The 12,126-nt window shown below is 34.5% G+C and carries 12 protein-coding genes; 6 read left to right on the top strand and 6 right to left on the bottom strand.

Annotated features, from left to right (window positions below):
• Positions 1-8: 8 nt before the first annotated feature.
• The 4 genes from CW752_RS11495 to CW752_RS11510 all read left to right on the top strand — a co-directional run bounded on the left by CW752_RS11495 (position 9) and on the right by CW752_RS11510 (position 4,551).
• The gene (locus CW752_RS11495; RefSeq protein ID WP_101239855.1) at positions 9-1,112 is read left to right on the top strand and encodes an HlyD family secretion protein; all 1,104 of its coding nucleotides are present in this window, start codon (positions 9-11) and stop codon (positions 1,110-1,112) included.
• 187 nt (positions 1,113-1,299) lie between these two features.
• The gene (locus CW752_RS11500; RefSeq protein ID WP_101239856.1) at positions 1,300-2,877 is read left to right on the top strand and encodes a DHA2 family efflux MFS transporter permease subunit; all 1,578 of its coding nucleotides are present in this window, start codon (positions 1,300-1,302) and stop codon (positions 2,875-2,877) included.
• Positions 2,878-3,701: 824 nt separating this feature from the next.
• Positions 3,702-3,956 carry a hypothetical protein gene (locus CW752_RS11505; protein WP_101239857.1) on the top strand — a complete coding sequence of 85 codons (255 nt, stop codon included), beginning with the start codon at positions 3,702-3,704 and terminating at the stop codon, positions 3,954-3,956.
• On the top strand, positions 3,949-4,551 hold the full coding sequence (locus CW752_RS11510) for a hypothetical protein (RefSeq protein WP_101239858.1): 603 nt from the start codon (positions 3,949-3,951) through the stop codon (positions 4,549-4,551). The genes CW752_RS11505 and CW752_RS11510 overlap by 8 nt, the downstream gene beginning before the upstream one ends.
• A 124-nt stretch (positions 4,552-4,675) precedes the next feature.
• On the opposite strand, the gene CW752_RS11515 is transcribed toward CW752_RS11510, so the two are convergent.
• The 3 genes from CW752_RS11515 to CW752_RS11525 are packed head-to-tail and all read right to left on the bottom strand — an operon-like array spanning position 4,676 to position 7,053.
• The gene (locus CW752_RS11515) at positions 4,676-5,689 is read right to left on the bottom strand and encodes a TQO small subunit DoxD (RefSeq protein ID WP_101239859.1); all 1,014 of its coding nucleotides are present in this window, start codon (positions 5,687-5,689) and stop codon (positions 4,676-4,678) included.
• Positions 5,690-5,746: 57 nt separating this feature from the next.
• Positions 5,747-6,121 (bottom strand): hypothetical protein, encoded by a 375-nt coding sequence (locus tag CW752_RS11520; RefSeq protein ID WP_133121684.1) that lies wholly within the window; start codon positions 6,119-6,121, stop codon positions 5,747-5,749.
• Between the two features lie 17 nt (positions 6,122-6,138).
• Positions 6,139-7,053, bottom strand: a complete 915-nt coding sequence (locus CW752_RS11525) for an alpha/beta hydrolase (RefSeq protein WP_101239861.1) — start codon at positions 7,051-7,053, stop codon at positions 6,139-6,141.
• Between the two features lie 194 nt (positions 7,054-7,247).
• Here CW752_RS11525 and CW752_RS11530 point away from each other — a divergent pair, with 194 nt between their 5' ends.
• A complete protein-coding gene (locus tag CW752_RS11530; RefSeq protein ID WP_101239862.1) occupies positions 7,248-7,808 on the top strand; it encodes a DNA-3-methyladenine glycosylase I in 561 nt (186 codons plus the stop codon).
• A 52-nt stretch (positions 7,809-7,860) separates the two neighbouring features.
• On the opposite strand, the gene CW752_RS11535 is transcribed toward CW752_RS11530, so the two are convergent.
• On the bottom strand, positions 7,861-8,241 hold the full coding sequence (locus CW752_RS11535) for a winged helix-turn-helix transcriptional regulator (protein WP_101239863.1): 381 nt from the start codon (positions 8,239-8,241) through the stop codon (positions 7,861-7,863).
• Between the two features lie 91 nt (positions 8,242-8,332).
• On the opposite strand from CW752_RS11535, the gene CW752_RS11540 reads away from it, so the two are divergent.
• Positions 8,333-8,863 (top strand): NAD(P)H-dependent oxidoreductase, encoded by a 531-nt coding sequence (locus CW752_RS11540; RefSeq protein ID WP_101239864.1) that lies wholly within the window; start codon positions 8,333-8,335, stop codon positions 8,861-8,863.
• Between the two features lie 72 nt (positions 8,864-8,935).
• On the opposite strand, the gene CW752_RS11545 is transcribed toward CW752_RS11540, so the two are convergent.
• Together CW752_RS11545 and CW752_RS11550 are read right to left on the bottom strand one after the other, a co-directional pair.
• Positions 8,936-10,522 carry a patatin-like phospholipase family protein gene (locus CW752_RS11545; protein WP_101239865.1) on the bottom strand — a complete coding sequence of 529 codons (1,587 nt, stop codon included), beginning with the start codon at positions 10,520-10,522 and terminating at the stop codon, positions 8,936-8,938.
• 661 nt (positions 10,523-11,183) lie between these two features.
• Entirely contained in the window at positions 11,184-12,083 is a 900-nt protein-coding gene (locus CW752_RS11550) for a CorA family divalent cation transporter (RefSeq protein ID WP_101239866.1), read from the bottom strand.
• Positions 12,084-12,126: the final 43 nt, after the last annotated feature.

Here is a 12,126-nt window from a genome sequence, read left to right on the forward strand (position 1 = left end):
AAACCAAAATGGAAAATAATAATACACAAGCAGCTGAACCTAAAAAGAAAAAAAGTTTAGTTTTTCCTATCATTTTAGCAGCTGTTGTAATCGGAGGAGGAATCTATGGTTACAGAGCATATACTTATGGACAATATCACGAAGAAACTGATGATGCTCAGATTACTTCCAATATGGCACCGGTAATTTCTAAAATTTCAGGATACGTTGCTGAAGTAAAAGTGAAAGATAACCAGTTCGTAAAAAAAGGTGATACGCTAGTGATTTTGGATAACAGAGATCAGAAAATGGCTCTTGATCAATCACAAGCCGCTTTATCAACGGCAAGAAGCAATATCTCGACTGCAGAAGCAACAACAACTGCCACTTCGAAAAATATCAACAGCTCTGAGGCTGCTGTAGCTACGGCAAATGCTCAGATCGAAGCAGCAAAAGTAAATGTATGGAAAACTTCTCAGGATTTGAAGAGATATGCTAACCTTGTAAAAGATCATTCTATCACAGAACAACAATACGAGCAAGCTTTAGCGGCTAAACAGTCTGCAGACAAACAGCTTCAGGTATTGGTGGAGCAAAGAAATCAAATTGCTCAACAAACGACAATCGCTTCTTCACAGACAGCAGCTAGCTCTCAACAGATCAGTGTCGCTAATTCCGTGGCCAAACAAAGAGAAGTAGATGTTGAAAATGCAAGATTGAACTTATCATACACTGTTATCTTAGCTCCTGAGGACGGATATGTAGGAAAAGTACCTACACAAGCCGGTCAATATTTGCAAGCTGGAGCACAATTGTTTGCTTTGGTTAAAAATGATCAGAAATGGGTAGTGGCCAATTTCAAAGAAACACAGGTAGATAAAATGGTAGAAGGACAAAAAGTGAAAATTGAGATTGATGCCTTCCCTGATCAGAAATTTGATGGTGTGGTAAGTTCATTCTCTCCTGCAACAGGAGCAACTTTTTCAATTCTTCCACCGGATAATGCGAGTGGTAACTTCGTAAAAGTGGTTCAAAGACTTCCTGTAAAAATTGATTTTGTAAACCTTGACAAAAACATTGCAAAAAGATTAAGAACAGGAATGAACGTGAAAGCAGAGGTTTCACTTAAATAGTATTCATGTACTTACGTAAAATGTATTAATAATTGATTTTGAAAATAAAAATCAGACAGGTGAATCAATAGAAATGGGCTTTAGCCCATTTAATAAAAGAGAAAACTTCAATTGGCTTTAGCCCAAACCTATTAAGATCATTAATACATTGTACATTTTACATTAATACAAACTCGTAAAAAAACTTATGCAAGATTCATTAGTAGAATATGGAGCCCGAAGAGTAATCATTACGATTACAGCGATCCTTTGTGCTTTGCTTGAAATTGTGGATTCCACGATTGTGAATGTTGCCCTGAACGAAATGAAGGGTAACCTGGGAGCTACACTTTCCGAAGTAGGTTGGGTGATTACGGCTTATGCCATCGGAAACGTAATTATCGTACCGATGACGAGTTGGCTTTCTCAGCAGTTCGGACGTAGAAATTACTTTGCGGCTTCCATTATTATATTCACGGTATTTTCATTTTTATGTGGAAATGCCACAAATATCTGGGAATTGGTATTTTTCAGATTGATGCAGGGAATCGGTGGAGGAGCCTTATTGGTAACTTCACAGACGATCATTACGGAATCTTATCCGATTGAAAAGAGAAGTATGGCTCAGGCGATTTATGGGCTTGGAGTAATTATTGGCCCTACATTAGGTCCGCCGCTAGGAGGATATATCGTTGATAATTTCAGCTGGCCATATATTTTCTATATCAATATTCCGATTGGTATTGCGGCGACTTTGATGACGCTTCAATTTGTAAGAAGTCCGAAATATGCAGAGAAACGAAAAGTATCTGACGTAGACTGGATTGGAATTGCTCTATTGGCCGTTACCGTAGGCTCACTACAGTTTATTTTGGAAAGAGGACATGAAGAAGACTGGTTTGCCAGTGGAATGATTGTAGCGTTTACCGTAGCAGCGGTTTTAGGATTTATATTATTCCTTTGGAGAGAACTTACTTTCAAGTATCCGATTGTGGAGCTTAGAGTATTAAAAAATGGTAACTTAAGAATCGGAACGGTAATGTCGTTTGTATTAGGATTTGGGTTGTATGGGTCGACCTTTATCGTTCCGCTTTATACACAGAGTATCTTAGGATGGACGGCCCTGCAATCCGGAGCATTGATGATTCCGGCTGCTTTAACGACTGCTTTCATGATGCCTATTATCGGTAGATTATTATCAAAAGGGGCAAAACAACAGATTTTGGTTTCTCTGGGGCTGTTTATCTTCTTTATTTATAGTTTCTGGGGGTACAAAATTTTGACACCGGATACAAGTAAAGACGCATTTTTCTGGATGTTGATTGTGAGAGGTGCCGGTCTGGGATTATTATTTATTCCGATTACTTCCCTATCATTAAGTACTCTGAAAGGTCAGGAAATTGGACAAGGTGCAGCCTTTACAGGGATGATGAGACAGTTGGGAGGATCTTTCGGGATCGCGGCCATTACTACTTTTATTGCGAATGCAAGCCAGAAGTATAGGGTCAACTTAATTTCCCATCTGGATTCGAACAGTTTTGATGTTCAACAAAGGGTAAATGCATTAAAGGCTAATTTTATAGCAAAGGGAATGACTCCTGATGCCGCATTGAATGCCGCCTATAAAATGCTTGATTTATCTGTAACAAAACAGGCAACGGTATTATCTTATATGGATGTATTTCTTTATCTCGGGGTTATATTTTTAATATGTATTCCGTTTATCTTATTCATTAAAGAAAGAAAGAGTAAAGAAAAGATAGATTTGAGTGAAGCCATGCACTAAATTTAAACGTAAACCTTCGAAATTTTCGGAGGTTTTTTTGGATCAGGTGCAAAACTTGGGACTAGGTAAAAAATCAGTTAATCTGAAGAAAAAAAGAATTATCTTTTTACTTCTCTAAGCTTTACACTGAAATTTTATTTAAACGCAAAGACAAGATGCAATTGATTATTGATAAGGGAGCTAAGAAAGCGACAAAGGTCGCTGATGAAGCGATGTAGATATGCATACGCTTAGAAAGAATCAATACAATTGATTCAGTCTTTGCTTCCTAAAATACAACATAGGATAATAGAAATCCTTTGCGTTAAATTTTATAATTAAACAGATTTAAATATTCTAAGCCCCACAACTTTTGCGCTTGATCCATTTTTTATGAATTATTTTAATTCAATTAGGGGAATGTTCTATGAATTCTAATATTTATTTTTGATATAAAATATTTATAACGAACTATTTATATTTTTAAAATAAAATTAATCTCACTTGTTGGAGAATTTGTTTATTTTTTTTAGCTTTACATTACCAAATGTAAAAAATATGAATAGTTTCCCTCATCTAGATAATTCCTTGTGCAAAGGAAAAAGCCGGAGCATAATACCAATCTCTTATCGACACAGCTCTTAAGATTGCATCGATTTTAATGTAACCATTCCTTGGACGGTATACTTGTTTTTATATTAAAATAAAAACATTCTACTTTGTTTTCCCCGAAATCATATCGGGATATTGACATTCTACATCAGTGAGATGATCAGATCATTACTGATGACTTTCGACATTAATGTTTATTCCTCCTATCCATCAAAAACTAATGAATTTATACCATGAAAAGAACTCATAATACAATTCCGGATCAGAATTTTACGGAATCAAATAGTACAGAATCGGATAGAATTAACAATAAAAATATATTCTCTCCATCATCAATACTAACGGAAGATGATCAGGAAATACCAGTAAATAATTATAGGTTTATATCACATGTGTTAATGGATTTTGATTCTGATTCAGCCCATGAACAATATGTGTTTTATGAAATTAAAGAACCTTTGAAAACCACCAATTTTTACAATGAATAATAATTTACAACTACCGGAAACTTTCATTGCATTGTCCGATTTTAGAAAAAAAGATATTTATCTTCCTGAAATGGATCAGGATCAAATCATTTCAGACTTCTTTCCCGGAACTTTTACAGAATTAGTTCAACGGTTATCCGATATTACAGGAGCGTTTTACGGAGGTTTGCTTAAACAATCAGGTAAGCTTTTTGGGCCCGAAGCAATTGAGCAGTTATCGAGTGCTTTTATGTATGATCTGGGAAGTAAAATGACCTTAAGAACTCTTGGCCTAAAGCCTGATTTGCAACTCGAAATTCCGACAGTCGCTAAAATACTTATAGGAGCAATTTTTACATCCAGTCCCGAATATAGTTTCGAATTTAAAGAATTAAATGATCAAAAAGTTGAAATGTTGATAAAAGGGGTAGACCGCTACCACAGAATTACACAAAGTTTTGAAATTGCCGGACTGTTGAAATGGCCGGTAATAAAACCTTTTGTGCAAGGAGTATGCGACACTATGGGACTGGATGTTTTATTAAATATAGAAGTACTAGAACTTAATCCAGACAGTTCTTGTGTTTATCTTGTCAAGCTGTCAAAAAGAAATTAAGAAGATTTTCATTAAACTTCAATAGAAGAGGCTGTCTCCTACATCAATACAAATATAGGAGACAGTCTTCTTTCTTTATATTTTTCTACATTAAGCTTTAGCAAAACTTAAAATACTATTGATTTTACTCAACTTTTGCCGTCCATTCAATACCACTAATGTCGATAAGTTTCAAGGTATGAATCTCATTTTTTTGAAGAATATCCCGAATATCGATATTAATATCGGCTTTTGCTCCAAGAGGGATAATAAGACTATGTTTTCCGGATTTTACCTTAGCCACATAATGATTTTTAATATGTTCCTTAGGAAATTTTGAAAGCTTCGTTTGATTCAATTCTTTTATGATATTCCCACTTTTATCTAAGACTTGAATGCCGATGAGAAATGAACCATAGACATCTGCTCCTTCAGTTCGGAAAATTTCAAATTTTAAATCAGAATGACTTTGTGAAATATGGGAAATTTCAACCTTCGGTTTTACAGATTTATTGTGTAATGTTCCCCAAACTCCTCCATGGAAATATTGATTTGTATAAAGCGTAAGTCCGAAAATAGCCAGAGAACCGGTTAATACAAGATCTTTTGGATTGGAAACAGGAAGGCTCCCGGAACCTAACCATTTAAACCAATTTTTGTGGGTGAAGCTTTTATTCTTCTTTATGAAAAAATAATCCAGGGAATAAGGGCCGCTTCCGGTAAGAAACAGGACAAATCCACCTGCTAATCCGAGAACTCCTATTTGCCATTCATCTACACAAGTTGTACCCAGCCAACCTGACCCCAAAAGAATTCCCAATGCAAGACTGAAGATTCCGATGCTCATTAACCGGGTAAATAAACCTAAAATGATCAGTAATCCAACGATGGCTTCAATAATGGTAAAGATCATCATCGATCTCTGTAAAGCATCCGGATGGGTAACCAGATATTCGATGACAGGTTTTATTCCTAAAGCATTAGGGAGGAAATGATTGAATTTTTCCCCAATATATCCCTTTTCATCCGGGATTAATTTGTTTTCAAGGATAAGTCTGCGCCAAAAAGCTGAAAAGTAAGTCCATCCGATAACCATACGGAGGGATAAAGTATATAAACCGGCCAGATCAGAAGATTGGCTGTTGAAGGTATGTTTCATTGAATTTGATATGTTTTTATTTAAAAATGATTGATGCTGTTTGATTGTAAGGGCGTGCTAAACCATGCTTAGTTTCAATCTTTTAAATAAAATATATTTCGGAGGACTGTTTCCGGTCGTATGTCCTGAATATTCATTGAGGAAAGTCTTTTTTTTAGGACTTTTGACAATCAGTTTTACATAGAGAAAATCCTTATTTTTTAGCTTAGTTTCAGCTTTTGAAATAGAGATTCCGGATGAGGTATTGGAGTTGGCATCACAGCTTACAGAAAAACCTGATGTTGCTTTAACTTTATTTAAACCACTGATATATTGAATGTCAAAAATGTCAAGAACATCCCTTTTTACAGAACACGGAGATAATGAAAATACCAATACAAGCATCATTATGATTGCTTTATAGGTTTTCATATGGAATCTGACGTTTGACATTTCTACAAAACTACATTTTATTTTAATTTCAGCTTAATAAACTTTAAAAATTCATCCTGTTGATCCACAAATAAATAATGAGAACAATTATCAACCAGTTTAAAATTTTCCTCGCCAACCATATTTTTAAGATCACTCAATTGCTTCTTGGAAAATATTCCGTCATTTTTACCGTAAATAGCAAAAAGAGGAATTTTTTTCTTTCTAATTTCTTTTAAAGCAGAGGTATTATCCAAGTTATTAAGAGGTTCATTTTGGTAAAATTTAATAGGAGAATTAGGATTTCGGATGTTGTTTTTGTAAAATTCACCGGCTTCATATTGAGCCCTTAAACCTTTGCTTTCAGGAGTAGGAGAGGGCATATCAAAAAAATTGAGTTTGCCGGCTGTTTCGTAACATCTTTTTCGGTAAGAAGCAGAATTTTTATCTAAATTTTCTATTTCAGTAATTAATTTAAGTTCGGCAGGATCATTTTTGAAATGTTCTTTGGCCTGTTTCAGAATATGATCATAGGTTTCTTGTTGAGTAAATAATGCTCCGGCTAAAGTCAGGGAGCGTACTCTTTCCGGAAACTGATTCGTAAAGAGTGTTCCTATAATTCCTCCAAAACTATGGGCAATAATGTTTGCTTTTTTAATGTGGTAGTTTTGATAAATTTGTTGTAAATCATCAAAACTTTCTTTAAAGGTCATCGTTGCGTTTTCATCCTTAGATCTTCCTTCTCCGCGTCGGTCATAGACAATTACATAAAATCCCTTATCAGCAAGTTGTTGTGCTGTGGTCCCTTCAAATAAAGTAGCATTTCCACTTGGTCCGCCATGAATAAAAATAACGGAAGGATTCTTTTGATTTCCATAAGCTTTAGAATAAATATCCTGTGCATGAAAAGAAATAAAAAGTATAAGAAAAAGCGTGCAGAATAATGATTTCATAGCATTAGTTTTACAGCCTCTAAGCTACTGAATATTCTTTAACGGATAGAAGGGAAAATAGTAAGGATGTGAATTTAATGGAAAGAAATAAGCTAATTTCATATCTTTCTTTTCGGAAAAATAAAACAGACTACTGACTAACTGTTGTCAAAATCCTGTCTTATCTTTATCCCATTAATAAAACAGATATTAAAATGAGTTATTGTTTAGCCATCGACGGAATGCAACCCGAAAGCAGAAAGGAACTACACAAAAGATATCATGATAACTATTATGGATTTCCTATTCATGATGATAATGAATTGTTTGGAAGGTTGATTTTAGAAATCAATCAGGCAGGTTTAAGTTGGGAAACTGTTTTAAAAAAAGAAGAAAGTTTTAGGAAAGCTTATCATAATTTCAATATTCAAAAAATTGCTGCATATACGGAAGAAGATCGTGAAAGACTTTTGAACGATAGTGGGATTATCAGAAATAAACTAAAGGTAAATGCAGCCATTGAAAACGCTAAAACAATTGTTGAACTTCAAGAAGAATTCGGATCCTTTGAAAAATGGCTGGAACATCATCATCCCAAAACACTGCAAGAGTGGATGAAGCTTTTCAAAAAGACCTTCAAATTTACCGGTGGTGAAATTGTTAATGAATTTCTGATGAGTACGGGATATCTTAGAGGGGCTCATGCCGAAAGTTGTCCGATTCACACGAAAGTATTGGCCCAAAAACCTTTGTGGAAAGAAAAGGAAGCGAAATAAGTTTTTAAGTTTACATGATATGAAATAAGCCACAAAAGTTTTGTGGTCAAAATCAATCAGTTTTGTTGTTATCTTTTTCAACAAGTGATTGATGTTCTCTTCCCCATTTTTCAAACGCAAGAATAATAGGTTTTAATTTATATCCGATCTCTGTAAGTTCATATTCTACTCGTGGAGGAACTTCTGCAAAGATCGTTCTGGTGATAATTTTGTCTTCTTCCAACCGGCGAAGCTGAAGGGTAAGCATACGTTCGGTGATGTTAGGAAGCTTTTTTCTGAGCTCTCCAAATCTCAATTTCCCATTAATCAGGTAACAGCAGATGGCCAAGGTCCATTGCCCGCCAATAAGATTAGAAGTATAGACTTCCGGACATTCGCTAGCAAGAACCTTTTTATTAGAGAAATTGGTGGATGTTTCCTTTATTTTGGTCATTACTTACATTTTTTATAGTACCATACAATTGGTAGCTAAGGTACAAAATGTAAGTTATACATTGTATTTTTGTGACAGAAATTTAAACTCAATGAAGACCTTAATTATTATCATCCATCCGGATATAGAAAAATCAGTAATCAATAAAAAATGGATTGAAGCATTAGCAAAACACCCTGAAAAATATACAATACATCAATTATATAAAGCTTATCCCGAAGGAAAAATCGACATTCTTAAAGAACAGCAATTGATGGAATCTTATGATAAAATTGTATTCCAGTTTCCTTTTTACTGGTTTAGCAGTCCGCCACTTTTAAAACAATGGTTAGATGAAGTGGTTCTGTACGGTTGGGCCTATGGAAGTAATAGCGGATATAAGCTTGAAGGTAAAAAAATGACCCTGGCGGTTACCACAGGAATTGATGAAGAAGGTTACAGTGCTTCCGGAGAATACAAGTACACTATGAATGAGCTTTTCAGACCTTATGAGCTGACCTTTGATTATATAAAAGCAGAATACAAAGAACCCTTTGTCTACTACGGAATAGAAAGAGATTCCTCTGATGAATGGATCGAAAGAAGTGTTCCAATGTATTTGGAGTTTATCGATCAATTATAAGATCTGTAATAAAATTTGAAGAGGGGTATCTTAAAAGCCAAATTACCTGACTTTTGAGCCCTCTTTTTATTTTTATCCCACCGTTGGTGTATCCTCTTCCTTCAATATTTTCTTTTCCTTCATAGAAAGCAGCATTCTTTCGTATTTATATTTTTCCCAATCAAACTGATTGAGGAAATCCAAGGCAGCCTGAAAACCTCTGTTGAAGAGATCCTCTTTTTCTTCTTTTTTCATAAAGAAATTCAGCCAGCTGCTCGTTCCGCAATTAATGGTTTGTATACTATATAAGCGGTAAAAACTATGTTTGGTAAGAAAAGTTTTATCGTTAAAGCCTTTTAGAGTATTGATGATGTTTCCAGCATAAGTAAAAGGCGTTTTCATGATTTCTTCACTGGTTTTTCCTCTTTCCGAAAGAATATCGGAATCACTGGTTAATTGTACTGCAAAAAGCGGCAGTCTTGGATGGAAGACTTCATCAGCATGAAAAAGATCAATAGGAAAGTTGGAAATACTGCCCCCGTCAATAAAAATACCAACCGGATTAATATCTTCCTTTTTAGTATTCAACCAGAATTTCCATGCGTATTTTACAGAATCTTCCTCTTTATTGATTCTTTTCTGAAAGGGTTCAAAAAAGAAAGGAACAGACATGGAGGCCCTTACAAACTCGGCAGGACTGGTATGTTTTAATTCTTCTTCTGACCAATATAAATTGGCCATTGTAGGAAGCTCTACTTTTATTTTAGCATTGATATCTGTAGTAATGACTACATACTCGGATCTTAATTGATAAAAAGGGTTGTTTTTATAATAATCATTATTCGCTGCACTGTCATAAAAAATTTTATACCTGGTCTGATCGATGTGTTCCAGATTTTTGGTTTTAATTTTTTCGATGCTTTGGAGCGTTATGGTATAATACTCTTGTTTGTTTCCATAACGGTAATTGAGGTTAAGGTCATATTCTTTGCGAATAAACTTTTCATTAAGGCTGGCGACTGTTTTTATTCCAAAACCATCCAATGCGTTTTGCATGGTGTTTAGAAATACGGTTCCGGGATTCAATCCGCTATTCTCCTTTCTGAAGTTATTGTAAAGCTTTTTGATGCAAAAAAATAAAATGATAGCAGGAATCAAGGGAATAAGAAACATCAGTTTGGCATTGAATGTCGTTTCTGAAGGAATAACAAAAGGAGTTGCAACCAAAATAGCAATAAATATCGCGATAATAATCGCATTAATTTTAAAGAAATTTTTGTTGTTCAGCATCGCATGAAGGGTCGTTTTTACATATGTCTTTCCATCCATGAAATCTGCGAAATCCCAATTGAACAAAATATCCTTAATCACATCACTCTTAGCATCTTCTTTTGTTCTGCAAGCTGCGATAAGCATTGTATTGATCGCTCCTGCACTCGTTCCCGCTACTTTTAAAAAACGAATTCCAAAGACTTCCAATCCATAAAGATAACCTACCAGAGCACTTCCCCAAACACCACCTCCTTCCTGTACAAATTCTACATACTGATGACCGTATTCATCCAGAAGATCCGAAAATTCTTTAGATGAAATCTTTTGATGTAAAGCAGCAAGCTTATCCTTGGAATTCTTTGAAAGAGAAGGGTCTTCCAGGATTTTATAAAGGTCTTCAGTTTTCATAGTATTGTTATGATGTGGTGATGGCAAAGCCCTTTCATCTCTCGTCATCAAGAACCGTAGATGAAGCAGTCTCTAAATTAATATTTATTTATGAACTTAGGAACAATTCACTAATTATTAGTTGCAGATAATATTTTTGCTAGCATGCTTTGGTCAAAAAATACAAACCACAAAAGTCACAAAAGAATTAAAACACTTAAGTAATTTTTAAGTTTAAAACTTTATGTATAGAAGTTCACATAAGTTTAAAAAATCAAAGATTTTTAAGTAGATCAGCTTTATTAGTTTAATCTGCGAGCAAAAACATCTGTGCAGATTCGTGTTATCTGTGGGAAACCAAACCACAAAAGTCACAAAAGAATTAAGCACTTAAGTAATTTTTTAAGTTTAAAGCTTTATGCATAGAAGTTCACATAAGTTTTAAAAATCAAAGATTTTTAAGTAGATCAACTTTATCAGTTTAATCTGCGAGCAAAAACATCTGTGTAGATTCGTGTTATCTGTGGGAAAACCAAACCACAAAAGTCACAAAAAAATTAGAGCACTTAAGTTTTAAAAATCAAGGATTTTTTATTATAATCATCTGCGAAATCAGCAAAATTAGCGAGAGATGAAATCTTTAGCGTCTTAAAAAATAATATACGATCGTATACCTACAAAATTACCACTGTCTGCGTCTCACATAAATAAACGTACTGATCACTACTGTCGCCATTACCCCTAATGTGATAAAATAACCGTGCTTATGATGAAGTTCCGGCATATTTTCAAAGTTCATTCCATACACACCGGCAATAAAAGTTATTGGTAAAAAGTAAACGGAATAGATTGCCAAGACTTTCATGACCTGGTTAGCCTTTTGATCCGAAAGAGCCAAAAACATGGAGATAAGGTTGGTAATCTGTATATTTAAATGATCAAAATCCGCAACCACATCCTTGTGTTTATCTTTTAAATCCACAATTTCGGAATCCTGTAAATCCAATAATTTGAATTTATCAATGGCATCCGTCGAAATTACCAATACCCGGGAATTCAATCCAGATTTTCGTTTTAGTTTATACAATCTTCGAATCTGGCTTGTATGATTGGTATTTTTAAGGAAAATTTCATTTTCAATATTATCCATGGTTTCCAGTAAACTTACTGATTCGTCATCAAAACTTTTCATGATCAATATGGCAATCATTAAAGCTATTTTTTGAGGACTAGCATCTTCCTGTACCATAGAAAGCCTCTTTTTGGTCTCCGTGATACTTCGGGTTTTCATCCTGTGAATGGTAATAATCGTATTACCCAGTAGGAAAATTCCTATCTTGGTACTGATATCACTAATGGTGTTAAGGTTTTTCCTTTCCAGTTCTGTACTTTCACGGAGTAAGAAAAATTTTACATTTCCGTCTTCTTCATATTTAGGGAGATGATTAGGGTCTATGGTATCTTCTAAAAGAAGATTATTAATCTCATATCTTTCATGAAGAAATTTCAGGTCTTCTGCTGTAGGAGACTCTACATCTACCCATTCACATTGGGAGCTTCTGTATATCGTATCAATTGGCATAAAGTAAAAATACTAATATTTTGAAATACTATGTTTTAAATAA

The organism is Chryseobacterium sp. PMSZPI, assembly GCF_002835665.1.
GTDB lineage: Bacteria > Bacteroidota > Bacteroidia > Flavobacteriales > Weeksellaceae > Chryseobacterium.

What these genes read in the sequence shown, in the direction of transcription:
- CW752_RS11495 (WP_101239855.1), top strand. Translation starts at nt 9, where the DNA reads ATGGAAAATAATAATACACAAGCAGCTGAACCTAAAAAGAAAAAAAGT.
- CW752_RS11500 (WP_101239856.1), top strand. Translation starts at nt 1,300, where the DNA reads ATGCAAGATTCATTAGTAGAATATGGAGCCCGAAGAGTAATCATTACG.
- CW752_RS11505 (WP_101239857.1), top strand. Translation starts at nt 3,702, where the DNA reads ATGAAAAGAACTCATAATACAATTCCGGATCAGAATTTTACGGAATCA.
- CW752_RS11510 (WP_101239858.1), top strand. Translation starts at nt 3,949, where the DNA reads ATGAATAATAATTTACAACTACCGGAAACTTTCATTGCATTGTCCGAT.
- CW752_RS11515 (WP_101239859.1), bottom strand. Translation starts at nt 5,689, where the DNA reads ATGAAACATACCTTCAACAGCCAATCTTCTGATCTGGCCGGTTTATAT.
- CW752_RS11520 (WP_133121684.1), bottom strand. Translation starts at nt 6,121, where the DNA reads ATGTCAAACGTCAGATTCCATATGAAAACCTATAAAGCAATCATAATG.
- CW752_RS11525 (WP_101239861.1), bottom strand. Translation starts at nt 7,053, where the DNA reads ATGAAATCATTATTCTGCACGCTTTTTCTTATACTTTTTATTTCTTTT.
- CW752_RS11530 (WP_101239862.1), top strand. Translation starts at nt 7,248, where the DNA reads ATGAGTTATTGTTTAGCCATCGACGGAATGCAACCCGAAAGCAGAAAG.
- CW752_RS11535 (WP_101239863.1), bottom strand. Translation starts at nt 8,241, where the DNA reads ATGACCAAAATAAAGGAAACATCCACCAATTTCTCTAATAAAAAGGTT.
- CW752_RS11540 (WP_101239864.1), top strand. Translation starts at nt 8,333, where the DNA reads ATGAAGACCTTAATTATTATCATCCATCCGGATATAGAAAAATCAGTA.
- CW752_RS11545 (WP_101239865.1), bottom strand. Translation starts at nt 10,522, where the DNA reads ATGAAAACTGAAGACCTTTATAAAATCCTGGAAGACCCTTCTCTTTCA.
- CW752_RS11550 (WP_101239866.1), bottom strand. Translation starts at nt 12,083, where the DNA reads ATGCCAATTGATACGATATACAGAAGCTCCCAATGTGAATGGGTAGAT.